General features: G+C 62.7%; 23 protein-coding genes. 7 read left to right on the plus strand and 16 right to left on the minus strand.

Features of this window, described 5'->3' with window-relative positions:
* Position 1: 1 nt before the first annotated feature.
* The 15 genes from madM to pilG form a co-directional block, all read right to left on the minus strand.
* Positions 2-766, minus strand: coding sequence for a malonate transporter subunit MadM (madM, locus tag AC3ITA_RS27005; RefSeq protein ID WP_489278850.1), 765 nt, complete (start codon positions 764-766; stop codon positions 2-4).
* A gap of 1 nt (position 767) precedes the next feature.
* Positions 768-1184, minus strand: a complete 417-nt coding sequence (gene madL / locus AC3ITA_RS27010; RefSeq protein ID WP_095944412.1) for a malonate transporter subunit MadL — start codon at positions 1182-1184, stop codon at positions 768-770.
* A gap of 64 nt (positions 1185-1248) precedes the next feature.
* Entirely contained in the window at positions 1249-2160 is a 912-nt protein-coding gene (gene mdcH / locus AC3ITA_RS27015) for a malonate decarboxylase subunit epsilon (RefSeq protein ID WP_150672074.1), read from the minus strand.
* Positions 2157-2777, minus strand: a complete 621-nt coding sequence (locus AC3ITA_RS27020) for a malonate decarboxylase holo-ACP synthase (RefSeq protein WP_489278853.1) — start codon at positions 2775-2777, stop codon at positions 2157-2159. Before AC3ITA_RS27020 ends, mdcH begins: the two co-directional genes overlap by 4 nt.
* On the minus strand, positions 2771-3574 hold the full coding sequence (gene mdcE, locus AC3ITA_RS27025) for a biotin-independent malonate decarboxylase subunit gamma (RefSeq protein ID WP_095944409.1): 804 nt from the start codon (positions 3572-3574) through the stop codon (positions 2771-2773). The genes AC3ITA_RS27020 and mdcE overlap by 7 nt, the downstream gene beginning before the upstream one ends.
* On the minus strand, positions 3571-4422 hold the full coding sequence (locus AC3ITA_RS27030) for a biotin-independent malonate decarboxylase subunit beta (RefSeq protein ID WP_489278855.1): 852 nt from the start codon (positions 4420-4422) through the stop codon (positions 3571-3573). The genes mdcE and AC3ITA_RS27030 overlap by 4 nt, the downstream gene beginning before the upstream one ends.
* Complete coding sequence (locus tag AC3ITA_RS27035) at positions 4415-4714, minus strand: malonate decarboxylase subunit delta (protein WP_007975424.1); 300 nt, start codon at positions 4712-4714, stop codon at positions 4415-4417. Before AC3ITA_RS27035 ends, AC3ITA_RS27030 begins: the two co-directional genes overlap by 8 nt.
* Positions 4714-5589, minus strand: a complete 876-nt coding sequence (locus AC3ITA_RS27040) for a triphosphoribosyl-dephospho-CoA synthase (protein WP_150672077.1) — start codon at positions 5587-5589, stop codon at positions 4714-4716. Before AC3ITA_RS27040 ends, AC3ITA_RS27035 begins: the two co-directional genes overlap by 1 nt.
* Complete coding sequence (gene mdcA, locus AC3ITA_RS27045) at positions 5589-7259, minus strand: malonate decarboxylase subunit alpha (RefSeq protein WP_008001151.1); 1671 nt, start codon at positions 7257-7259, stop codon at positions 5589-5591. The genes AC3ITA_RS27040 and mdcA overlap by 1 nt, the downstream gene beginning before the upstream one ends.
* A gap of 221 nt (positions 7260-7480) precedes the next feature.
* Positions 7481-7942 (minus strand): chemotaxis protein CheW, encoded by a 462-nt coding sequence (locus tag AC3ITA_RS27050; RefSeq protein ID WP_489278857.1) that lies wholly within the window; start codon positions 7940-7942, stop codon positions 7481-7483.
* A complete protein-coding gene (locus AC3ITA_RS27055; protein ID WP_489278859.1) occupies positions 7935-13970 on the minus strand; it encodes an Hpt domain-containing protein in 6036 nt (2011 codons plus the stop codon). Before AC3ITA_RS27055 ends, AC3ITA_RS27050 begins: the two co-directional genes overlap by 8 nt.
* A gap of 37 nt (positions 13971-14007) precedes the next feature.
* On the minus strand, positions 14008-16068 hold the full coding sequence (locus AC3ITA_RS27060) for a methyl-accepting chemotaxis protein (protein WP_150672079.1): 2061 nt from the start codon (positions 16066-16068) through the stop codon (positions 14008-14010).
* A gap of 154 nt (positions 16069-16222) precedes the next feature.
* Positions 16223-16762, minus strand: a complete 540-nt coding sequence (locus AC3ITA_RS27065; protein ID WP_095944403.1) for a chemotaxis protein CheW — start codon at positions 16760-16762, stop codon at positions 16223-16225.
* A gap of 10 nt (positions 16763-16772) precedes the next feature.
* Entirely contained in the window at positions 16773-17138 is a 366-nt protein-coding gene (gene pilH / locus AC3ITA_RS27070) for a twitching motility response regulator PilH (RefSeq protein WP_007897961.1), read from the minus strand.
* A 57-nt stretch (positions 17139-17195) separates the two neighbouring features.
* Positions 17196-17600, minus strand: a complete 405-nt coding sequence (pilG, locus tag AC3ITA_RS27075; protein ID WP_095944402.1) for a twitching motility response regulator PilG — start codon at positions 17598-17600, stop codon at positions 17196-17198.
* 359 nt (positions 17601-17959) lie between these two features.
* Here pilG and gshB point away from each other — a divergent pair, with 359 nt between their 5' ends.
* The 7 genes from gshB to AC3ITA_RS27110 all read left to right on the plus strand — a co-directional run bounded on the left by gshB (position 17960) and on the right by AC3ITA_RS27110 (position 23962).
* On the plus strand, positions 17960-18913 hold the full coding sequence (gshB, locus tag AC3ITA_RS27080) for a glutathione synthase (protein ID WP_095944401.1): 954 nt from the start codon (positions 17960-17962) through the stop codon (positions 18911-18913).
* Positions 18914-18977: 64 nt separating this feature from the next.
* A complete protein-coding gene (locus AC3ITA_RS27085) occupies positions 18978-19877 on the plus strand; it encodes an energy transducer TonB (RefSeq protein ID WP_095944400.1) in 900 nt (299 codons plus the stop codon).
* A gap of 192 nt (positions 19878-20069) precedes the next feature.
* The gene (locus AC3ITA_RS27090; RefSeq protein ID WP_095944399.1) at positions 20070-20642 is read left to right on the plus strand and encodes a YqgE/AlgH family protein; all 573 of its coding nucleotides are present in this window, start codon (positions 20070-20072) and stop codon (positions 20640-20642) included.
* A complete protein-coding gene (gene ruvX, locus AC3ITA_RS27095; RefSeq protein ID WP_095944398.1) occupies positions 20642-21079 on the plus strand; it encodes a Holliday junction resolvase RuvX in 438 nt (145 codons plus the stop codon). Before AC3ITA_RS27090 ends, ruvX begins: the two co-directional genes overlap by 1 nt.
* A 79-nt stretch (positions 21080-21158) precedes the next feature.
* Complete coding sequence (gene pyrR, locus AC3ITA_RS27100; RefSeq protein ID WP_046039256.1) at positions 21159-21662, plus strand: bifunctional pyr operon transcriptional regulator/uracil phosphoribosyltransferase PyrR; 504 nt, start codon at positions 21159-21161, stop codon at positions 21660-21662.
* A gap of 27 nt (positions 21663-21689) precedes the next feature.
* On the plus strand, positions 21690-22694 hold the full coding sequence (locus AC3ITA_RS27105) for an aspartate carbamoyltransferase catalytic subunit (RefSeq protein WP_095944397.1): 1005 nt from the start codon (positions 21690-21692) through the stop codon (positions 22692-22694).
* The gene (locus AC3ITA_RS27110) at positions 22691-23962 is read left to right on the plus strand and encodes a dihydroorotase (RefSeq protein WP_095944396.1); all 1272 of its coding nucleotides are present in this window, start codon (positions 22691-22693) and stop codon (positions 23960-23962) included. Before AC3ITA_RS27105 ends, AC3ITA_RS27110 begins: the two co-directional genes overlap by 4 nt.
* Positions 23963-24076: 114 nt before the next feature.
* On the opposite strand, the gene AC3ITA_RS27115 is transcribed toward AC3ITA_RS27110, so the two are convergent.
* Positions 24077-24505, minus strand: a complete 429-nt coding sequence (locus AC3ITA_RS27115) for an NINE protein (protein WP_095944395.1) — start codon at positions 24503-24505, stop codon at positions 24077-24079.
* Positions 24506-24626: the final 121 nt, after the last annotated feature.

Below are 24626 nucleotides of genomic sequence, written 5' to 3' on the forward strand. Positions count from 1 at the left end.
CCTAGCCAACAATCCCGCGAACAATGAAGTACAACAACGAAGGCCCGAGCAAGCACCCAAGCCCGGTGTGGAAGGTCGCAGTCAGTGCGCCATAAGGCACCAAGCGTCTATCCGTCGCCGCCAAACCGGCGGTCACGCCACTCACGGTGCCGGCCAGCCCACCGAACACCATCGCCGAGCGCGGGTTGTCCAGGCCCATCCAGCGCGCCGCCATCGGCGTGCCGACCATCACCAGAATCGCCTTGATCAGGCCGGTGGCAATCGACAGCGCCATCACATCCGAGGTTGCACCGATTGCCGCACCAGTCACCGGGCCGACGATATAAGTCACGGCTCCCGCGCCAATGGTGGTCATGCTCACCGCATCGCGATAACCGAAAGCCCAGGCCATGCACGCGCCGACAATAAACGGCAGCACCGTGCCCAACAGCAGCGCGATCACACCGATCAAGCCGGCCTTTTTCGCTTCCGTGGCCTGCACCTCGAATGCCGTGGCGACGATGGCGAAGTCGCGCAGCATGGCGCCGCCCATCAACCCGATGCCGGAAAACAGCGTCAAGTCCGCCAGGCCTTTTTGCCCGCCGGTCATCGTGCCGCCGACCCAGGCCAGTACCAGGCCGATGACGATGGCGATTGCCGAACCGTGGATACGCCCGAAGGTCAGGCGTTTGGAGATCACCACTGACACCCACATGATCACGCCAACGAAGGCGAATGCAGTGACCAGACCGTTGTGTTCCAGACCGTTCTTGATGAGATCCCACATATCAGCGACCTCCTGCCGGTGCGACAACCGGTGTTACATCCACCGGTTCATCGGGCAAAGGTTCGCCTTTGTGGGTCCGGCTGATCAGGGCAATGGTGCAGCCGCAGAGCACCACCGAACCGATCGCCGCCAACACCGCCACCGGACCACCGTGCAGCGCCGTGACCACGTTCTGTTGCGCCGCCATCGCCACCACCACCGGGATGTACATCGCGCCCCAGAAGCCGACGCCCAGCTCGCAATCCCTGGTCATGCCGCCATGCTTGTGCATCCACAACCGTGCGCAGATCAACAGGATCATCGCGATCCCGACACCGCCGACGTTTGACTTCACTCCCAGTAACACACCGAGCATGTCGCCCATGATCACCCCTGCCAGCGTACAGATCGCCAACAGCGCCACACCGTAAATAATCATTGTTGTAGTCCTCAAAGTGCATCGTCGAATGTTGTTTTTGTTGTTCGAAGCCTGAGTCGGTCATTTAGGAGTGACGGCTTCCCTCCTCACGCATCAGCGCCTGCAAGGTATCGAGCCGGGCACCGTCGAAGGCAATCACGGTGCCCTGCTCGAACACCCGGCGCGCCAGCCCGGTCAGCACCGCACCGGGCGGCAGTTCGATCTGTAGACGTACGCCACGCTCGTAGGCGCTTTGTACCGTGCCGCGCCAATCGACGATGCGGCACATGTTGAAGGCCAGGTCGTCACGCAAGGCTTCAGGCTTGATCAGCGGACGCGCGCGACTGCCGCTCAGGTAGCCCATCTTTGGAGTGTGCAGCGGCACCTTGGCGAAGGCGTCGGCCAGTCGTTGCGCAGAGGCCTCAAGCAATGGGCAGTGGGAAGGCACGCTCACTGTCAGACGCTTGGCCAAGCCAGCTCCGCAACCCTTCGCCAACTCGGCCACCGCTTTCATCGCCGCGTCGCTACCGGCAATCACCAGCTGGTTATCGGCGTTGATATTGGCCAGATAAACCGGCATTTGCGCGCAGTGCACCCGGGCCAGCAATCCTTCCACCGTGGCCAGGTCCAGACCGATGATCGCGGTCATGCCGTAGCCCTGTGGATAAGCCTGTTGCATCAACTCACCGCGCAGGCTGACCAGATGCAACGCATCGCCGAAACCCAGCGCGCCAGCCACCACCGCTGCCGGATAAGCGCCGATCGACAAGCCGGCCACGTAGTCCGGGGCCATGGCCAGCTGGCGTGCAGCGGCGACGCCGGCGATCAGCAGGCAAAGCTGCACCGCCCTCGTCGACCGCAACGCCTCGGCAGAATCCAGCTGCGTCACATCTTCACTGAGCAGGTCGCTCGCCTCGATCAACGTTTCCCGAGGCAAACGCGCCAGCATTCCGGGTTGTTGCGCGCCCTGGCCGGGGAACACCAGCAAGCTGCTCACGCTGCTTGCTCCTGTGGATTCCACGGATCAGTAACCAGAGTGGCTTGAATGGCGTTTTTCAGCAGGACCCGCGACGAAGCACCGGCCCATTCGCGCAAGGCAACGGCGCCCGATGGTGTCTGCAATTGCAGGTCCACGCGACACACGGCTGTGTCGAGAACGGCCACCAACGCCTGGGCGTCGACACGACTCAACGGACGTGGCGTACGCAGGATCAGGTCGAGGTCGCTACCCTCGTGCAAAGCGTAAAACCCACTGGCCAGCTCGAACCCGGCGCTGCCGCTGACACCCCAGTTCCAACCACAGTCATCGAGGTGCGAGCGCAGTTGCGCCAAGGCCCGCAGCGCCGGGAAATCGCGCTGGCCTTGAACATGGCGGAGCTCTTCCGGCCGCACCCGCCGCGTGACGGCAGCGACTTCCATCACCGCCGCAAATCGCTGCTCGCGCAACGGCCCGCGCACGCCGACCGCCACCTGCCCCACCGCGCTCAAGGCGCGACGGACCACCACCGGCTGGCCGGCAATGATCGACTCGATCACCCAGGCCGGCGCGTCCGCAGGCAACTGCTGCGGGTTCATGCCCCACAGCAGGTCGTGAGCCAGAAACGTATTCACCACTGCGCTCTCAGCAATTGGCGAACCTTGCTCGACGCCGCACGATTGGCCGCCCCCAGGCGACCGCTTAGATCAGGGCCAGCGGCGGCCACATCGTCAATCGCCTGATGCAGGCACTCGATCACACGCGCCAGATCCGCCGCCGTCGGCTGCTCGATCCGGTCCACCGACAAGGTTTCCCACAGCAGCCCGAGGCTGGCGTAGCTGTCGATGTCATAGGCCATCGGCGGCACGCTGGCCGCCAGGGCTTCGAGCTCTTCGACGCTGCGCAAGGTCACCCGCGCCGCCGACGCCTTGCCCATGGCATGCACCATCACCCCCGGATCGCGCAGGGCGATCAAGCGGTTGGCCTGATAGCCGTGGGCCAGAAACGCCCCGGACATCGCCTTGCCCACCAGCAGTCCGATCACCGCATGGCCAGCGAGACGGGCACGGGCATAACTGTCCGCCGCAGCGGCCAGCGCCTGATGAATGCCGAGGGCTTCCTCCCGTCGACCGTAAGCCTGGCTCGGCACGTCGACGATGGCGACCAGGGCGCGTTTTTGTGCCTTGTTCTGATCGGCGGCGATGACTTCATCCACGGCCTTGGCCAGGCCCCAGCCTTCGAGCAAACCCACCTCGCCGTTGCGGGCACGGACGAAGCGGTTTTCCGGGTCGGCCACCACCGCGATGAATCGCACAGGCTGATCGCCCAGCGAACCGTCGGCGACCTTCAGCGAAGCCGGCAAACCCTCGACCGCTTTCGCCCCGGTACTCAAGGCGTTGAACCAGTTCAAGCCTCGCAGGGAATACGAACTCATGGGCGTTCTCCTTGGTACAGATCACGAACCACGGACGGCTCGATTTGCGGCTCGGCATCCAGACGCGCCAGGTGTTGCAGGAACAACTCTGCCTGACGGCTGCGCGGTTGTTCAGGCAAACCTTGCTGGAGTAACTCGCCGACTTGCTGGCGAATCTGCGCCACGTCGTCGGCAACATAGCGATCCACCAGGCCACTGGCGAAACGCTGCTCGCCACCGGTCAGGCCCCAGATGAAGGGCCGGTCGCGGGAGTCGTACTCCTCGAGTCCGGCTTCCTGTTCGATCACCTGTGGACCGTTCAGGCCCAGTCGTGCTTCCTGAGTCACCAACAGATAGCTGCACAACCCGGCGGCGATCGACATGCCGCCAAAGCAACCGACGCTGCCCGCCACCACACCGACCACGGGTTGGTACTGCTGCAAATCGACAATCGCCGCGTGGATGTCGGCAATGGCCGCCAGGCCGAGGTTGGCTTCCTGCAAGCGCACGCCGCCGGTTTCCAGCAGCAGCACGGCGCGGGTCGGGATGCCGTTGCGGTTGTCTTCGGCGGCCAGTTCCAGTGCGCCGGCAATTTTTGCTCCGCCGACTTCACCGAGGCTGCCGCCCTGGAACGCACCTTCGATGGCCGCGATCACCACCGGCAAACCATCGAGTTTGCCTTTGGCGATCACCACGCCGTCGTCGGCTTGTGGCACCACGCCCTGGCGCGACAGCCACGGCGACATGATCCGTTGAAAGGGGTCAAGCAGCTCGCGGAAGGTGCCGGCGTCGAGCAGGGCCTTGGCCCGTTGCCGGGCACCGAGTTCGACGAAGCTGTGCTTGTTGAGCAGGGATGCGCTGTCAGTCATGGCCGATCTCCTCGAAGCCCTGTTCCAGACGCAGGCGCACCACGCCGGGCGTCGCGCCGAAATCGTGGATATCGATATCCATGGCCGGTGGCGTCTGGCCGTCGAACATCCGCGCGAACAGATGCTGCCAGCGTTGTTCACTGCCATTGACCGAGGTCTGCACGTTGATCGTCAGCTTGCCGGCCTGACCCGGTTCGATCAGCACTTCCAGATCGCCCGAGCCGACACAACCCACCAGGGTGCGACCGCGTGGCGGCTGCCCGGCGGGGAATTCAAAGGATAAGGTTTCCATCAAAAAGCTCCCTGGATGAGGCCGTCGCCCGACGCGATACGGTCGATGAACAGACAGGCTGCGAGCAGGTCGGCAGCGCCGCCGGGCGAGGCATTCAACGCGATGAGTTGTTGGTCCAGCTCATGCAGGCGGCGACGTCCGCCGAGGCTGGCACTGCCACCTGCATCGAGCACCGCCCGGGCACCCAGTTGCATGGTGTTCAGGCCCTCTTCACCGGCGCGGTAAAGCACACAGGTGTCGGCCAGATTCGTCATGATCGCCAACAGCGCATCGAGCCGGGCGTTCTGTTCGCCATGGCCGGCGGCGCGGCTGCGCAGCAGTTGGGGCAGAGCACGTTGGGTCACCGCCGGAAAACCCAGTTGCGCTTCTTCACGGGCACCGCGAGCGCCGTAGCGCTGGGCGACTTGCGCACCGTGACTGAGCGGACGTGGCGCAAAACGGTCGTCGAGCAGGGCCAACCGCGCAGCACGTAACGCCACGCTATTGGCACTGCAGGATTGAGGTTCCAGTGCAGCGGCAGTGACCAACAGGCCCAAGGCCCAGATCGCCCCGCGATGGGTGTTCACCCCGCCAGTGGTGTCGAGCATCGCTTGCTCGCCTTCGCGACCGATGCGGCCCACGGCTTCGCGCAGGGGCAAGCCGATTTCGCCGAACTCGATGGCGGCTTCCGCCATTTCTTTAAAGGCCGGCCACAAGGACAGCGCTGAAGCGTGCATCAGCCCCAGGTGCAAATCGGTGTGGGCGCCATTGCCGCGACGGTCGACCAGTGCCGGTTTTGGCGACAGATCAGCCTCATCGATCAGTGCGTCCACCGCCAGGTCCGCCAGCCGTTCGGCCAGGCTCAGGCTTTTTGGTTGCAGGTTAAGTGCGTGCATTACCAGCTCCTGAACTTGGCGGGCGGGTTGTAGAGGCCACCGGACCACTCCACCAGATCGGCCACGCTTTTCGCCGCGAGCAACTCGCGAGTGGCGTCGGTGCGGCGGATGCCGAGGTCTTCGGGTAAGGCGATCAGGCCTTCGCGGCGCATGCGCGCGGTGTCTTTGGGGTTGTGGCGCAGGCCGATGGCGGTCACTCCGGCGACGGCGGCGATCATCGCTTGGCGTTCTTCCAGCGAGCGCGCCTTGTACAGGTAGGCGATGCCTTCTTCGGTCAACAGGTGGGTCACGTCGTCGCCGTAGACCATGATCGGCGCCAGTGGCATGCCGCTTTTCTTCGCCACATCAACCGCATCGAGGGTTTCAACAAACGTCGGTTTGCCGCCCTCCTGGAAGGTTTCGACCATCTGCACCACGAGTTTCTTGCCGCGTTCGAGCATCGGCTCTGCCACGTCGGTGTTGCGCATGTCCAGCCAGGCCGGTGTGCCGTGACGACGACCGCGCGGGTCGTGGCCCATGTTCGGTGCCCCGCCGAAACCGGCCAGTCGTCCGCGAGTCACGGTGGAAGAATGACCGTCGCCATCGACTTGCAGGGTGGCGCCGATGAACAGGTCCACCGCGTACTGCCCGGCCAGCTGGCTGAACATTCGGTTCGAACGCAGGGAGCCGTCGCGCCCGGTAAAGAACACATCCGGACGCGCCGCAATGTAGTTTTCCATCCCCAGCTCGGTGCCGAAGCAATGCACACTTTCGACCCAACCGCTTTCGATGGCGGGGATCAGGGTCGGGTGCGGGTTGAGCGTCCAGTTGCGGCAGATCTTGCCTTTGAGACCGAGAGACTCGCCGTAGGTCGGCAGGATCAGTTCGATGGCAGCGGTATTGAAACCGATGCCGTGATTGAGGGATTGCACGTTGTGTTTTTCGTAGATGCCGCGGATCGCCATCATTGCCATCAGTACGTGCACGGGCTTGATGTGCCGAGGATCGCGGGTGAACAGCGGTTCGATATAGAACGGCTTGTCGGCCACCACCACGAAATCGACCCAGGAGGCGGGAATGTCGACACGCGGCAGGTCGCTGACGTCGTCCACCAACTGGTTGACCTGAACGATGACGATGCCGTCGCTGAAGGCCGCCGGTTCGATCAGCGCCGGGGTGTCTTCGGTGCTCGGCCCGGTGTAGATGTTGCCGGCGCGGTCGGCCATGAACCCGGCCGATAGCACGACGTTGGGAATCAGGTCCACCACCAGCCGTGCGTAGAGTTCGATGTAGGTGTGGATCGCGCCGACTTCCAGCAGGCCGTCTTCGAGCAACTGGCTGATGCGCAGGCTCTGGGTACCGGCAAAAGAGAAGTCGAGCTTGCGGGCGATGCCGCGTTCGAACAGGTCCAGGTGCTCGGAGCGCCCGACGCTGGGCATGATCATGTGCAGGTCATGCAACTTCGCGGGGTCGGCCTTGGCCAGGGAGCGCGAAAGAAAATCCGCCTGCTTCTGGTTGTTGCCTTCGAGCACCACGCGGTCGCCAGGCAGGATCAACGCCTCCAGCGCCGCCACGATGTTGTCGGTGGGCAGTACCACACCGTCGGCCAGGCCTCGCACCAGCTCGAGACGCCGCTGCTTTTCGCTGCGCCGCCGCGTCCATCGCGAGTCGGGGGATATTGTTGTTGTCATGACCACTCCACGGGTTCGCTGTCGTGGAGCTACCTTAGGAGTGTTGGGTGTGGCGTATCAATCAAGCAGAGTGATGGATCGTTACGCTCAGGGTAATGGTTGTCAGAACTGACGCCTTCGCGAGCAGGCTCGCTCCCACAATGGATCTGTGTCGCACACAAAAACCCTGTGGGAGCGAGCCTGCTCGCGAAGGGGGCAGTGTAGTCACAGCAAAACCAGAGTCATTCGACTAACCCGGCATCTACCAACAACCCCTCCAGCGCCAACAGATCCGGCACCTTGGCCACCTGCTCGCCCACCTGTACCGCCGCCTGCTCCAGCGAACACAACGGCACATCCACGTAACTCAACTGACTATCGAGCTTGCAGGAGCGCGGAATCCCCTGCACCAGCAGCGCGATGAATTTCAGTTCGGGGCGCCCGCCCAGGGCGTTGAGAATGACGATCCGCGCGCGTTCGCCGATGACGATTTTCTGCCCGCAGGCCGACTCGAAACTCAGCAGCGGAATCTGCCGGTCGCGCCACGTCACCAGGCCCAGGTACCACGGCGGTGTGTCGAGGTCGAACGTCCCCGGCTGCTGGTAATCGATCAGCTCGGCAACGGCGACGTTGGGCAGGATCAGGTTGCGGTCGGCCAACGGCAGCAGCAGGCCGGTGAGGTTACTGGTGCGGTGCTCAAGCATGGGTCTTGCTCCACAAGGCAATGCTTTCGAGCAGCACCGATTCCTGGTACGGCTTGCCCAGGTAGTCGTTGACGCCGATGGCCATGGCGCGGTCGCGGTGTTTCTGCCCGGTGCGGGAAGTGATCATGATGATCGGCAGGTGTCGCAGACGTTCATCGTTGCGCACCTGGGTCGCGACTTCGAAGCCATCCATGCGCGGCATCTCGATGTCCAGCAGCATCAGGTCGGGCATGTGTTCTTCCAGCAGTAGCATGGCATCGACCCCGTCCTTGGCGGTCAGCACGTTCATGCCGTGGCGTTCGAGCAAGCGGCTGGTGACCTTGCGCACGGTGACCGAGTCGTCGACCACCATCACCAGCAGCGGCCGATGCGGTTCGGCCTCGACTTCTTGCCCCGCCGGACGCTGGGGTACACGGGCCTGCATGGCGCGGATCGGCGCCAGCAAATCCAGAATCAGCACCACCCGGCCGTCGCCGAGAATCGTCGCCCCGGACACCCCTTGTACCGCCGCGAACTGCGGCCCCAGGCTCTTGACCACGATCTCGCGGGTGCCGGCCATGGCATCCACCTGCACCGCGATGTGCCGTTCGTTGCACTGCACCAGCAGCACCGGCAACGGCAGGCTCTGCCCCAACAGTTTCGGGCGCGGGCTGGTTTTCAGCAACTCACCCAGATAGCACAGCTCGTAACGTTGTCCGGCGTATTCGTAGGTCGGCGAATCGAAACGGAAATACCCTTCGAGTTCATTGGGCAGGACGCGCACGATGCCGTCGATGGTATTGAGCGGGATCGCGTATTGGTCCTCACCGCACTGCACCATCAACGCCCGGTTGACCGATACGGTAAACGGAAGGCGAATGCGGAAATGCACGCCCTGCCCCGGCACCGAGTCGATGCTCATGGTGCCGCCCAGCTGCCGCACCTCTTCATGCACCACGTCCATACCGACGCCGCGCCCGGAGATCTGGGTGATTTTTTCAGCGGTGGAAAACCCCGGTTGCAGGATGAACTGCAACACGTCGTGATCACTGATGACGCTGTCAGGGGCGAGCAGGCCGCGCTTGATCGCCTTGCGCCGCACCACATCCAGCGGCACACCGGCTCCGTCGTCGCGGATGTCGAAGATGATGTCGCCCCCTTCGCGCAGCAGATCGAGGGTGATCTTGCCCTTGGCCGGTTTCCCCGCCGCCAGCCGCACCTCGACGGACTCCAGGCCATGGTCGACGGCGTTGCGCAGCATGTGTTCCAGCGGCGCGGCCATGCGTTCGAGAACGTTGCGATCCATCTCGCCTTCGGCGTTGTCGACGATGAAATCCACGTCCTTGCCCAGTTCGCCGGCCACCTGCCGGACGATGCGCTGCAAACGCGGGAGCATGCGTTCGAAGGGCACCATGCGCGTGCGCATCAGGCCTTCCTGCAGTTCGGTGTTGATGCGGCCCTGCTGTTGCAGCAGGTTTTCTGTGTCGTGATTGCGTCGCTCAAGGGTTTCCTTGAGGTCGAGCAAGTCAGAGGCCGATTCGAACAGCGCCCGGGACAATTGCTGCAACTGTGAGTGTCGGTCCATTTCCAACGGGTCGAATTCCTCGTAGTCCAGGCGTTCGGCATCGACTTGCTGGCGGCTGAGGATCCGCCCCTGGGTCTCGGTATCGAGGCGGCGCAACTGGTCGCGCATCCGCTCGATGGTGGTCTCCATCTCGTTCAGGGCGATGTGCGCATCGTTGACCTGCTGTTCGATCCGGCCACGGAAGATCGATGTTTCACCGGCCAGGTTGACCAGATCGTCGAGCAGCTCTGCCGAGACCTTGACCATGTCGGCACCGGCACCGGCATCGGAAGGCGGCGTCAGCGGCTCGGCCTTGGGCATGGCCGGCGCCGCAACCGGCGCGGGTGCTTCAGGCACGACCGGGTGGCTGAAGTTCTTGATCGCATAGATCAAACGGTCGGCCGGCGGCATCGGCTCACCGGCGCGGGCCGCATCGAGCATCTGCGCCAAGCGGTCATGGCTGCGCTGCAACAGCGCGAACAACGCCTCCGTCGGTTGCAGCACACCGGTGGACAGGCCTTCGTAGAGAAACTCCAGTTCATGGGCCAGATCGCCAATCGCGGCGATTTCCACCATGCGCGCACCGCCCTTGAGGGTGTGCAGGTCGCGCAGCAGGGTTTCCACTTCCTGACGACTCGACGGCTGGACCTGCCAGCGCTCCAGCGCCGCCCCGGAGCTTTCGATGATGTCAAAACCTTCCTCGAGGAAGATCTCCAGCAATTCCGGATCATGCGCAGCCGAATCGTTGTCGGTCGCCTGCCGGACGGACTCGGCGATACCCGCATGACCTTGACGGTAGGCACGAATGGCTTCGATCAGCTCACGGGAGTGGTCCAGCGGCTGGTTGAGCTGCAACTGTTCGAGGTACAACGCCAGTCGCTCATGGCACTGTTTGAGCAGCACCGCCAGTGAATCACTGAAGGCATAACGACGATCCACCAGGCCCTGGTAAAGGCTTTCCAGTTCATGGGCCAGATCGCCGACCGGCCCGACCTCGGCCATGCGCGCGCCACCTTCGAGGGTGTGCAAATCCCGTTGCAGGGACGACAGTGGCGCGGCGTTGTCCGAGTCGCGCAACCAGCGCTGCAAGGCCTGACCGGCGCTTTCAAGGATATCCACCGCTTCCTCAAGGAAGATCGCGACTATTTCATCGTCCAGCCCGCGCCCCTCTCCTGTAGGAGCGAGCTCGTCTCCGGGCGGCGTTCCGACGATGGTCTCACCGGCGCCGCGTTTATCCGATGACAACGCGTCATCGTTAACGTCCATCGCGAGCGAGCTCGCTCCTACAGGGGGTAGCGTGCGCTCAAGCTCTGCGGTGGCGCTACCCAATTCACGGATGCTCAGGCTGCGGCTGCCATCGCTGCGGATCAGGCCCATGGCCGACGGGTCGAGGCTCTCGTCGAGCAGCTCGCGCAAGGCCCTGATCCGCTGCGGCTGCGGGCTGACTTCCTGGCCGGCGGCCAGTTCGTCGAGCATGTTGATCAGCGCTTCATGGGCAGCCTGTGCCTCGTGGAAAAACCGCTCGCTGACCGCAAGGCTGCTTTCCTCCACGGCACCGTACAGATCGAGCAATGCTTCGCACAATTCATCCACCGGGTGCAGGTCGGCCAGATGGGCGCCTTCGCCGAGGGTGGTCAACTCGTCCAACAGCGCGCTGAGTTCCTGACGTTCGCCGGGGTGTTGCTGCCAACGCAGCAACAGGCTTTCGATGTCCAGCAGGATGTCCATGCCCTGGGCGAGGAAGTTGTTGATCAGTTGCGGATCGCGCTTGATCCGCAGCCCGGTGTTCGGTGTGCTCAGGAGATTTTCCAGGCGCTCGGCCAGCAGCGCCCTGGCGCGTTCGGTCAAACCCCGGGCACCGGGAACTTCCGCCAGTGGATCTTTCTTGAGCTGACGCAAGCCGAGGCGAAACAGCCCTTCTGCTTCCAGCAGCAATTCGACTTCATCCAGATCCAGCGCAATCAGGTGCGCCTTATATTCCCGGGCCAGTTGATCCAGCGGTGCGGCCAGCTCGGCAATCGGCAACACACCGGCCATATAAGCGCTGCCCTTGAGGGTGTGCAAGGCGCGCTGCAATTCGTCGCTGGCCTGCAACGGCACATGTTCGGCAGCCTGATCGAGGAAACGATTGAGGCTGCCCAAGTGGGTTTCGGCTTCTTTGCGGAAGATCTCCAGCAACAGCGGGTCAAGCGCCGCGACATCTTGCGTATCCTCATCGGACACAGGTTCATCGCCCTTGGCCAGGGCATGGGCGCGGGCGGCCAACTGATCGACATCGTTGCGTTGACGCTGGGCATTGGCGGCGTATTCAGCCACCAGCTCCGGCAGCAGATGCAGCACATCGCCGATCAGTTGCTGCACCGTAGCGCCCGGTTCCACGCTGCCTTCCAGAACACGATTGAGCAGGTTTTCCACGGCCCAGGCCAGCTCGCCCAGCACCAGAGCGCGCACCATGCGACCACTGCCCTTGAGGGTATGAAAGGCACGGCGCAGCTCACTCAGGGCCGAGTGGTTGTCAGGGTTGACCGACCAGCGCGGCAAGTACTCGCGCAGGATCTCCAGGACTTCTTCGGTCTCTTCGAGGAACACCTCGCGCAGTTCCTCGTCCACCGGCTCTTCGCCTGCCGGCGGCGGCAGCAGGCTGCCCGGGGTGTTCTGCGCGGGCGGGTTCAGGCTCGAAACCGGGCTGGCGAGCACATCGGCCAGGGTCTGGACGACCTGTGGATCATCCAGCTCCTGCATCATCTGCATGACCTGCGCTTCGCTCGGGTTGAGCACATCCTCCAGCACGGGCACATGCTGCTCACGGGGGAAAAACCCGAGGCTCGCCAGGCTTTTCTCCGCGACATCGAGCAGGTTTTCGCCCAGGGCCTGCGGGTCATCGCTGAGGCGCTCGAGGTAGTACTCGATGCTGGTGATCACGTCGGCCAGGCTGTCCAGTTCCTGCCAGCCCGGTTGACCCGGCTCGAGCAACAGGTGCTCGCGAATAAAGTGATTGCAGGTTTCGACCAGGCTCGCCGCCCGGCTCAAGGGAATCATCGCCAGCGCCCCGCGCACCTGGGTCAGCAAGGCCGGCAGCGCCTGCAAATGCTGGCGATCCCAATCGGCGTCGATGTAGTCGACGATCATGTCCTTGGCCTGCTGCAGACAGATGCGGGCCTCCTTGATCACGATCTGATGGATCTGCGTCAGGTCGGTGGTCGGCAGGCGGTTGTCGTCCTGGCTTTCCGGTTCAACAGTTCCGACCATGCCGGCCAGTGTCGCTTCGACGTACAACAGGGCCCCGGCAACGTCCATGAGGATCGCATCATTGGGTTCGCGCTGGCCCTGAGCGAGGCTGAGCACCACCGCCAGTTGATCGATGATCACCTTGCGCGGCTGGCCGAAACCCAGCACCGCCAAGGTGTCGGCGATTTGCCGCAGCGGCGCCAGCAGGCTGTCGAGGTCGGAGGTGTGCTGGCGGTCACTGCGCACGAACAGGTCCAGGCGCTCCTTGACCCGCACCAGTTCTTCGCACAGGGCAGCCAGCACCGAGCGCATGGCGTCACGGTCGGGACCGGCCAGCCGCGCGCGTTCTTCATCGACCATCGCGCTGTCGGGCAGCGCGTCGTCCAGTGAGTAGCGTTCTTTCATGGTCAGCATCTGCCCGGTGGGATGTTCGGCCTTTGCAATGTAGAACAGCAAACTCTTGAGCAGCTCCGGCGGGGCCGGTTGATTGATGCCGGGCATGCCCTGTTCGAGCAGGCGCTTGAGTTCCTTGTCGGCCTCCTTGAACAGGCTGCGCAAGGCCGGGCTGTTGGCGATCGCACCGTCCTGCATGCCTTCGACCAGCGCCGATGCCACCTGCCATAACGGGTTCAGGGGGGCGTTGGCGCACAGTGCTTCGAGGCGGGTAAAGACCTTGGCCAGGTAATCGAGGTTGGTGTCGTTGTTCTGTTCACGCAGGAACCCGACCAGCGCCATTTGCAGCATCTGCCGCAGCTTGCGCAGCACACTTGGCAATTCGGCCGGTTCCAGTTGCGCCAGCGTATGTGCGTCCAGCGCTGGCAACTCGGGCAATTGCGGGCTGAACAGGCTGGTTTCCGACAATAGGCTTTCGCCACGGGCGCTGCGCAGGTCGTTGATCAGTGGCAACACCACCAGTGGCAAGTCGCGGCGCGCGCCTTGCACCCGGTCGAGGTAGATCGGTAACTGCCCAAGGGCCTGCATCAACAGGTGCAACGCCTCGTCGCGATGGCTGACACGGTTGCCCTGCAGGGCCATGGCCAGTTGTTCCATTTCTTCGGCGAGCAGCGCCGCGCCGTAGAACTCGACCATCTGCAAACTGCCGTGGACCTGATGGATGCATGCCAGGCAATCATCCAGCGCTTGGGTCGCCTGCGGGTCATCGAGCAGGTTTTCAATCGCGTGATGAGCCTGTTTCAGCGTTTCGGCAATCTCGCCCTTGACCCACTCGAGGGCCACGTAGTCGTGCCGATCACCCATAACCACTCCAATCACAATTCAGATACCCATGGGCGGTTCAAGCCTTGTCCACAACCTGCGCCTTGGCATCCGGCAAGGTGAAACCGGACACCGAACGACGCAACTGACTGGCCATTTTCGCCAGGTTACCGATGCTGTCGGCCGTGGCGGTGGAACCCGACGACGTCTGCGAGGTGATCTGCTGGATCACGTTCATCGTCAGGGAAATCTGACCGGCCGACGACGTCTGCTGTTGCGCCGCATTGGAAATGCTCTGGATCAACGCCGCCAGTGTCTTGGACACGCCTTCGATTTCTTCCAGGGCCACACCGGCATCCTGCGCCAGACGAGCGCCGCGCACCACTTCGGTCGTCGTCTGTTCCATGGAAATGACTGCTTCGTTGGTGTCGGTCTGGATCGCCCGCACCAGGGTTTCGATCTGCCGGGTGGCGGCGGATGAGCGCTCGGCCAGGCGCTGCACTTCATCGGCGACCACGGCGAAACCGCGACCGGCATCACCGGCCATGGACGCCTGGATGGCCGCGTTGAGAGCCAGGATGTTGGTCTGATCGGCAATGTCATCGATCAGGCTGACAATGTCGCCGATTTCCTGTGAGGACTCGCCCAGGCGCTTGATGCGTTTGGCGGTGTCCTGAATCTGTTCGCGAATGTTGTCCATGCCGTGGATGGTGTTGTGCACCACCTCGTTGCCCTTGTTGGCGATCTCCACCGAGCGCTCGGCAACCGCCGAAGACTCCGCCGCGTTGGCCGATACCTGGTCGATGGACTCGGCCATGTCGTTGATCGCCATGGAGGCCTCGGAAATCTGCTGAGCCTGATGTTCCGACGCCTGGGCCAGGTGCATGGCGGTGGCCTGGGTTTCCTGCACGGCGGCGGCCACCTGGCCGGCGGTGAGGTTGATGGTCGCGACCAGATCGCGTAGTTGGTCGACGGAGTAATTGATCGAGTCGGCGATGGTGCCGGTAAAGTCTTCGGTCACCGAGGCGGTCACCGTGAGATCGCCGTCGGCCAGGTCTTCGATCTCGTCGAGCAGGCGCATGATAGCGTTCTGGTTACGCTCGTTTTTCTCCGCGGTTTCGCGCAACTGACGATTGGTTTCACGCACCATCACCATGCCGATCAGGATGATCGAAGTCAGCGCCAACAACCCCAGCACGTAACCGCCTATGGTGTCGGTGGTACGCCCGCCGACCATGTTTTCGAAACCGCTGGCCAGGTGTGAGGCTTCGTCGAGCAGGGTTTGCGACAGGCTGAAAATGTTCGAGGCCGATTCGCGGACCTTGAACAGCTCAGGCGAAGTTTCGAGGATCTCGTCCACCGAACCCGAGACGAACTCGAACAGCTCGGAGATTTCTGCGAGTCGCGCACGGGCATCGCGGTCTTCGACCTGGCTGACCTTGAGCGCAGGGTCGCCCTGGAGCATGCCGTTGAGCACCTTGCCGAACTGCGTCGCGTCACGTCCGAACGCATCGGCGGCCTGCTGTGAATTTTCGTCGCCGGCCAACACCGTGTTGACCGCACCGAGGATCCGTTCGGCCAGCAACGACTGGCGCTGGGCCATCGCCACCTGGGCCGCCGGGGCGCCCCGTTGCAGGAGTATCTCGACGACTTTCTCGTACTCGACCTGCAACTGCGGCACGGTTTCGGCCAGGGTCGCGGCGACTTGATGTAGCGACAGTACGGTTTGCTCGCTGGAAAGAATCGCATCGGTGTTTTTCAGCAGGCGTTCCCAGTCCTGTTGCACCGCGCGCATCTCCGGACGCACGGTGGCGGGGGCCGACGGCAGGCCGGTGGCCGGGTCGCCCTTCTTCAGATAACCCCAGCGCCGGGCAAAATCGTTGCGCGCATCGCTGAGCAACTTGAACGCGGCAGCCTTGCCGGCAGCGGCTTCGGTGGCGTTCTTGGCGATACGCTGGGACAGCACGCGCAGTTCGCCGGCGTGGCCGATGTACTGTTTGTCGTAGATAGCCTGAGTGTTGAGGTACGCGAAGTTGGCGAACAGCAGCATGATGAAGACGATCAGCGCGATGAACAGCACGATAATCTGCGACCGGCTGCGCGACCCTTCCATTGGCTTGCCTGCTTTTGCTTTTATCATCGGTCCTCGCCTGTTAACCAACACCCTGTAAAGCATACCAAGCCCCTTGTGGGAGCGAGCCTGCTCGCGATTCAGGCGCCGCGGTGTTTCAGGAATACCGCGTTATCGTTCAATCGCGAGCAGGCTCGCTCCCACAGGGTTCTCTGTTGTCCGGTTACACCGCCACATGCATGAAGCTTTGAGACTGCGTCAACGCAAACGGGCTGAACACCTGCCAGCACTGCTCGCGCTGAAACCGGCCTTTGACGAACGCCGCCACCGGCCCCTTCAACTCGTCTGCCGGCACCGGCTCCAGGCTGTCCTGGGCAAAGTGCTGGAGGCCGAAGACTTCATCGACCAGCAACCCGGCAAACACTTCTTCATGTTCCACCACCAACACCCGTCGCTGCCGGCGTGCCGCCGAAAGCTCGTACCCGAAGAAACCGCACAGGTCCATGACCGGCAGCAAACGCCCGCGCAGGTTGGCGACACCCTTGACCCAGGGCTTGACCCCCGGCAGCTGAGTGGAGCGCGGCTCGTGCAGGATTTCGCTCACTTCGCTCATGGGCGCGACATACCACTGTTCACCCAGGCGGAAACCGATGCCGCTCCAGCTGTCCCGCCGGGCCGGCTGGGACGGCAAGTCTGCCGCCAGCAACCGACAGCGCCGGTCGATTTGCAGCAGCAGTTCGAAAGCCGTCAGCGACTCGTTCATGGCCTGACGATCAACCGGCCAGCACGTTATTCAAGGTCTTGATCAGGGTGTCTTCATCGACCGGCTTGGTCAGGTAGTCCTTGGCGCCCTGGCGCGTACCCCAGACCTTGTCGGTTTCCTGATCCTTGGTGGTGATGATGATCACCGGGATGTGCCCGGTTTCCGGGTCCTTGGTCAGCTGGCGGGTGGCCTGGAAGCCGTTGAGGCCGGGCATGACGATGTCCATCAGCACCGCATCGGGCTTTTCCTGGCGGGCCAGGGCCACGCCGTCGGCACCGTTTTCAGCTTTCAACACTTCATGACCGTGCTTTTCCAGCATGCCAGTCAGTTTGTACATTTCGGTCGGCGAATCATCGACGATCAGAATACGTGCCATGGTCTTCCCCATTTTTGTCGACGCCGGGCCCGATGGCCGAGCGTCACTGTGCGTGTCCTACTGCGGCAAAACGGCGGCGAAGCCAGGAACATGGGCCTGGATCGCATCAAGCAATTCTTCCTTGCTGAACGGCTTGGTCAAAAACTGGTCGGAGCCGACGATGCGCCCCTTGGCCTTGTCGAACAGCCCGTCCTTGGACGACAGCAAAATCACCGGCGTGGACTTGAACGCGCTGTTGTTCTTGATCAGGGCGCAGGTCTGATAGCCATCCAGGCGCGGCATCATGATGTCGACAAAGATGATGCCGGGATGATTGTCGGCAATCTTGGCCAGGGCATCAAAACCGTCAATGGCCGTGATGACCTCACAACCCACGTTCTTGAGCAGCGTTTCGGCGGTGCGACGGATCGTCTTCGAGTCGTCGATCACCATGACCTTCAAGGCGCTGGGGTGCTGTTCCATAAAATGCTCTACCGTCGCCTTTGCGAAACAAATTGTCCGTTTGCCGGTTAACGCGGCTCGAAACCCTTGATGCTCAAGGGCCGGCACGACATGGCAGCCTTTTTAGCACAGTCTCCAGAACCAATCTATCGGACGACCTGCAAGGTGGTTTTTCCTTGACCGGGAACACACTCAGCGCCACTCTGACGCCACTTTTATACGGCACTGCTTCTATTAACTGTAGGAGCGAGCATGCTCGCGATGGACGTCAACGATGACGCGGGAAACCTGACACCCCGCGGTGCCCTTGAGTTCATCGCGAGCATGCTCGCTCCTACAGAAAAGCGGTTCTCGCTCCCCCAAATTTCGAGGAAAACCCAATGAGCGTTCGCGTCGGGATTGTCATGGACCCTATCGCCAGCATTTCCTATAAAAAGGATAGCTCGCTGGCCATGCTGCTGGCCGCGCAGAAGCGTGGCTGGGAGCTGTTCTACATGGAACAGCGCGACCTGTATCAGGGCGAAGGCCAGGCCCGGGCCCGGATGCGTCCGCTGCAGGTTTTCGCCAACCCGGAAAAGTGGTTCGAACTGGGCGCCGAAAGCGACGCGCTGCTGAGCGATCTGGACGTGATCCTGATGCGCAAGGATCCGCCATTCGACATGGAGTTCGTCTACTCCACCTATTTGCTGGAACAGGCCGAGCGCGCCGGCGTGCTGGTGGTCAACAAGCCGCAAAGCCTGCGTGACTGCAACGAGAAGCTGTTCGCCACGCTGTTCCCGCAGTGCACGCCGCCGACCATCGTCAGCCGCCGCCCGGACGTACTGCGCGAATTCGCCGACCACCATGGCGATGTGATTCTCAAGCCGCTGGACGGCATGGGCGGCTCTTCGATTTTCCGCCACACCGCCGGCCACCCGAACCTCTCGGTGATTCTCGAAACACTGACCTTGCATGGCCAGCAGCAAATAATGATCCAGGGCTACTTGCCGGCCATCGTCGATGGCGACAAGCGCATCCTGATGATTGACGGCGAGCCTGTGGATTATTGCCTGGCGCGGATTCCGGCCAAGGGCGAAACCCGCGGCAACCTCGCCGCCGGCGGCCGTGGCGAAGCCCGCCCGCTGACCGACAAGGACCGCTGGATCGCCGCGCAAGTCGGCCCGACCCTGCGTGAAAAAGGCCTGTTGTTCGTTGGCCTGGACGTGATCGGCGAGCACCTGACCGAAATCAACGTCACCAGCCCGACCTGCATTCGCGAGATCGATAATGCATTTGGCACCGACATCGGCGGCATGCTGATGGATGCCATCGATCAGAAGCTCAAGGCACGTTGATTAGCCAAACCAACATTGCGTTATCATGCGCGGCCTGTGAAAACGCGATGTTGGTTTCCTTGTCATGACCCTCCCGTCCGATCTGCCTGTCGAACTCGCCCACCGTGGCGTGCGCCCGGTCGATCGCCTCGGTTTTACCCTGTTTCTGGCAGCGCTGATCCACCTGGCCTTGCTGTTGGGTGTCGGATTTGCAGTGGTCGAGCCCAAGCAGATCAGCAAAACCCTGGAAATCACCCTCGCCACCTTCAAGAGCGAAAAGAAGCCCGAGAAAGCCGATTTCCTGGCTCAGGAGAATCAGCAAGGCAGCGGCACCCTGGATAAAAAGGCGATTCCCAAGACCACCGAGGTCGCGCCGTTCCAGGACAACAAGGTGCAAAAGGTCACGCCACCGCCGGCCGCCAAGCCTGAAACTCAGGAGGCCCCGCCCAAGGCTGCCGTGACCACCGTGGCACCGAAACCGAAAAAAGCCCCCGCCAAGACCGAGGAGCCCAAGACCGAGGTCAAGCCCCAGGTCCAGGCGCCGACCTTCGACAGTGAGCAACTGTCCAGCGACATTGCCAGCCTCGAAGCGGAACTGGCCGCCGAACAACAGCTGTACGCCAAGCGCCCGCGCATCCACCGCTTGAGCGCGGCATCGACCATGCGCGACAAGGGCGCCTGGTACAAGGACGAATGGCGCAAGAAAGTCGAGCGCATCGGCAACCTCAACTACCCCGACGAAGCGCGGCGCAAACAGATCTACGGCAACTTGCGCCTGATGGTGTCGATCAACCGCGACGGTTCGCTGTATGAAGTGCTGGTGCTGGAGTCTTCCGGGCAACCGCTGCTGGATCAGGCAGCGCAACGGATCGTCCGGCTGGCGGCGCCGTTTGCGCCGTTTACCGGAGACTTGTCGGATATCGACCGGCTGGAGATCATCCGCACCTGGAAATTTGCCCGCGGGGATCGACTCTCAAGCAATTGATTCACCGCAAATCCCCTGTGGGAGCGAGCCTGCTCGCGATTGAGATCTGTCTGACACTTGAATGCTGGATGTTCCGCCATCATCGCGAGCAGGCTCGCTCCCACATTTAATCTATGTCGTTGCTGATATTCGGGACACTTCCTGTGCATCCCCAGCTTGTCAGTTCGCCCCTCGAACGCCACACTAGCGGTCATGAAAAACGTCAGCCCCAGCTACCTCAAGCATCAATTCCTGATCGCCATGCCGCACATGGCCGACCCGAACTTTGCGCACACCTTGACCTACATCGTCGAGCACACGGCCAATGGCGCCATGGGGCTGGTGGTCAACCGTCCGCAAGATCTGAACCTGGCCGATATCCTTGAGCAATTGCGCCCGGAAATCGAACCGCCAGCGCTCTGCCAGCATGTGCCGATCTTCATCGGTGGTCCGGTGCAGACCGATCGCGGTTTCGTTCTTCACCCCAAAGGCCTGAGCTTCCAGGCGACCGTTGATCTGGAAGACGAGTTAGCCCTGTCGACTTCCCAGGACGTGCTGTTCGCCATCGCTGACGGCGTCGGCCCGGCAAAAAGCCTGATTGCCCTCGGCTACGCCGGTTGGGAGCCCGGCCAACTGGAGGCCGAACTGGCGCAGAACGCCTGGTTGAACTGCCCGTTCGACGCCGACATCCTGTTCAATACCAGCAGTGAGTTGCGCCTGGAAGCGGCAGCCAGGCACCTGGGCGTCAACCTCAGCCTGCTGACCAGCCAGGCGGGGCACGCCTGATGGCCCTGAAACTGATTCTGGGGTTTGACTACGGCACCAAACAGATCGGCGTTGCGGTCGGCCAGGTGATTACCGGTCAGGCCCGCGAGCTGTGCACCCTGAAGGCGCAGAACGGCATTCCCGACTGGAACCAGGTCGAAGCCCTCATCAAGGAGTGGAAACCCGATGCCGTGGTGGTCGGCCTGCCATTGAACATGGACGGGACGCCCAGCGACATGTGCGCCCGCGCGGAAAAGTTCGCCAGGCGCCTGAACGGCCGCTACAACCTGCCCTTCTATACCCACGATGAACGCCTGACCACCTTCGAGGCCAAGGGCGAACGCCTGGCTCGTGGCGGCCAGAAAGGCAGTTACCGCGATAACCCGGTCGATGCCATCGCCGCCGCCCTGCTGCTGCAAGGCTGGCTCGATGAAAACACCGCACTGTTTGAATCCTGAAGAGTCGCTGTGCGTCTCTCTTAGCTACAACCCGAGCCACTGCGCGCACAAGCCGGCTCGGGCCCAAGAAGGAGCAACCATGAGCCTGCCCAATCCCGCCGAACTGATCAGCCAGATGGCGACCCGACTTGACGCCTATCTGGTCAAACGAGGCATCAGCGACCCGCGCTTCATCGGCATCCGTACCGGCGGCGTCTGGGTGGCCCAGGCCCTGCTCAAGGAACTGGGTAGCAATGAGCCCCTCGGCACTCTCGACGTGTCCTTCTACCGCGACGATTTCAGCCAGAACGGCCTGCACCCGCAGGTTCGCCCTTCGGCGCTGCCGTTCGAGATCGAAGGCCAGCACCTGGTGCTGATCGACGACGTGCTGATGAGCGGCCGGACCATCCGCGCCGCCATGAACGAACTGTTCGACTACGGCCGCCCGGCCAGCGTGACGCTGGTGTGCCTGCTGGACCTGGACGCCGGCGAGCTGCCGATCCGCCCGAACGTGGTGGGCGCGACCCTGTCCCTGGCTGCCCATGAACGGGTGAAGCTGTCCGGCCCCGAGCTCGCGCTCGAACTGCAAGACCTCGCCCTTTAATTCGCCCTATTGAGAGTCCCCCTCGCGATGACGCCTCTAGAAACCAAGCGCCCGCTGCAGCTCAATGATCAGGGCCAGCTGCGCCATTTCCTCTCGCTCGACGGTTTGCGCCGCGAGCTGCTGACGGAAATCCTCGACACCGCCGACTCCTTCCTTGAAGTCGGTGCCCGGGCCGTGAAGAAAGTCCCGTTGCTGCGCGGCAAGACCGTGTGCAACGTGTTCTTCGAGAACTCGACACGCACCCGCACCACCTTCGAACTGGCGGCCCAGCGGCTCTCGGCGGACGTGATCACCCTCAATGTGTCGACATCGTCGGCGAGCAAGGGCGAAACCCTGCTCGACACCCTGCGCAACCTGGAAGCCATGGCCGCCGACATGTTCGTCGTGCGCCACGGTGATTCGGGTGCCGCACACTTCATCGCCGAGCATGTTTGCCCACAAGTGGCGATCATCAACGGCGGTGACGGCCGGCACGCGCACCCGACCCAGGGCATGCTCGACATGTTGACCATCCGCCGGCACAAGGGCGGTTTCGAAAACCTTTCGGTGGCCATCGTCGGCGACATCCTGCACTCGCGGGTCGCGCGCTCGAACATGCTGGCCCTGAAAACCCTCGGTTGCCCGGATATCCGCGTGATTGCGCCGAAAACCCTGCTGCCGATCGGTATCGAGCAATACGGCGTGAAGGTCTATACCGACATGACCGAAGGCCTGAAAGACGTAGACGTGGTGATCATGTTGCGCTTGCAGCGTGAACGCATGACCGGCGGCCTGTTGCCGAGCGAGGGCGAGTTCTACCGCCTGTTCGGCCTGACCACCGCGCGGCTGGCCGGCGCCAAGCCCGATGCCATCGTGATGCACCCGGGGCCGATCAACCGTGGAGTGGAAATCGAGTCTGCGGTGGCTGACGGCCCGCAATCGGTGATCCTCAACCAGGTGACCTACGGGATCGCCATTCGTATGGCGGTACTGTCCATGGCCATGAGCGGGCAGACTGCCCAGCGCCAATTCGAGCAGGAGAACGCCCAGTGAAGCTCAGCATTCTCGGCGCCCGCGTAATCGATCCGGCCAGCGGTCTGGATCAAGTGACCGATATCCACATTGAAGCCTGCAAAGTCGTCGCCCTTGGCGCGGCGCCAGCCGGTTTTGTCGCCGTCGACACCATCGACGCCAAAGGCCTGGTGGCCGCTCCCGGCCTGGTCGACCTCAACGTTGCCCTGCGCGAGCCGGGCTACAGCCGCAAAGGCTCGATTGTCAGCGAAACCCGCGCGGCGGCGGCTGGCGGCGTGACGAGCCTGTGCTGCCCGCCGAAGACCAAACCGGTGCTGGACACCTCGGCGGTGGCCGAACTGATCCTCGACCGCGCCCGCGAGGCCGGCAACACCAAAGTCTTCCCGATTGGCGCCCTGAGCAAAGGCCTGGACGGCGAACAGCTCGCCGAACTCGTGGCACTGCGCGATGCCGGTTGCGTGGCCTTCGGCAATGGTCTGGAGAGTTTCCGTAACACCCGCACCCTGTGCCGGGCGCTGGACTACGCAGCGACTTTCGACCTGACGGTGATTTTCAACTCCCAGGATCACGACCTGGCCGAGGGTGGCCTGGCTCACGAAGGGCCGACCGCCAGCTTCCTGGGCTTGCCGGGCATTCCGGAAAGTGCCGAGACCGTCGCCCTGGCCCGGGATCTGCTGCTGGTTGAACAGACCGGCGTGCGCGCGCACTTCAGCCAGCTCACCAGCGCACGCGGTGTGGAGCTGATCGCCCAGGCCCAGGCCCGGGGCCTGAAGGTGACCGCGGATGTCGCCCTGTACCAGTTGATCCTGACCGACGAAGCCCTGATCGACTTCAGTAGCCTGTATCACGTCCAGCCGCCGCTGCGCACCCGCGCCGACCGCGACGGCCTGCGCGCTGCGGTGAAATCCGGCGTGATCTCGGCCATTTCCAGCCATCACCAACCCCATGAGCGTGACGCCAAACTGGCACCGTTCGGCGCAACCGAGCCGGGCATCAGCAGTGTCGAACTGCTATTGCCGCTGGCAATGACCCTGGTCGAAGACGGCTTGCTGGACCTGCCGACACTGCTCCAGCGCCTGAGCGCCGGCCCTGCCGAGGCCTTGCGCCTGCCGGCAGGCAAACTGGCGGTGGGTGGCGCGGCGGATATCGTACTGTTCGACCCGGCGGCCTCGACCGTGGCGGGTGAAAGCTGGCTGTCCAAGGGCGAAAACTGCCCGTTCATTGGCCACAGCTTGCCGGGTGTGGTGCGTTACACCCTGGTGGATGGGCGCATTAGCCACCAGGCGTAAAACCGCATCGCCTGCCTTCGCGAGCAGGCTCGCTCCCACAGTGGATTTGTGGTGATTCACAAATCCATGGCTACACACCAACCCTGTGGGAGCGAGCCTGCTCGCGAAGGCGATTTAGAAGGCGCCTCTATTCTGAGCATTACGCACAGAAACCTGGTCATTCAACGTCCAGAAGTCATACAGCACCCCGAGAAAGAACAATCCGCCCGTCAGCAGGTACAGCAACCCGCTGATCCATTTCCCCTGATACATCCGGTGCACACCGAACACCCCGAGAAACGTCAGCAGGATCCACGCCACGTTGTATTCGATCGGGCCCGCGGTAAACCGCAGGTCAGCCTCGCGATCCATCGCAGGGATCAGGAAAAGGTCGATCAGCCAACCGATCCCCAGCAAGCCGAAGGTGAAAAACCAGATCGTCCCGGTCACCGGTTTGCCGTAATAGAAGCGGTGAGCGCCGGTAAAACCGAAAATCCACAGCAGGTAACCGATCACTTTGCTGTGGGTGTCTTGCTGCTGGACAGTCTGTTGATAGGGGTTCATGAATGACCTCGATTCGCACGATAGATAAATATTCTTTAAATCTTTGTGACTTTTTTACAGGCACCCGACGTATGGCAAGTGCTACCTTCACGCCTGTCAAAGCCTTGTAACACAAGACTCC

This window comes from Pseudomonas sp. GL_090 (genome assembly GCF_057837765.1).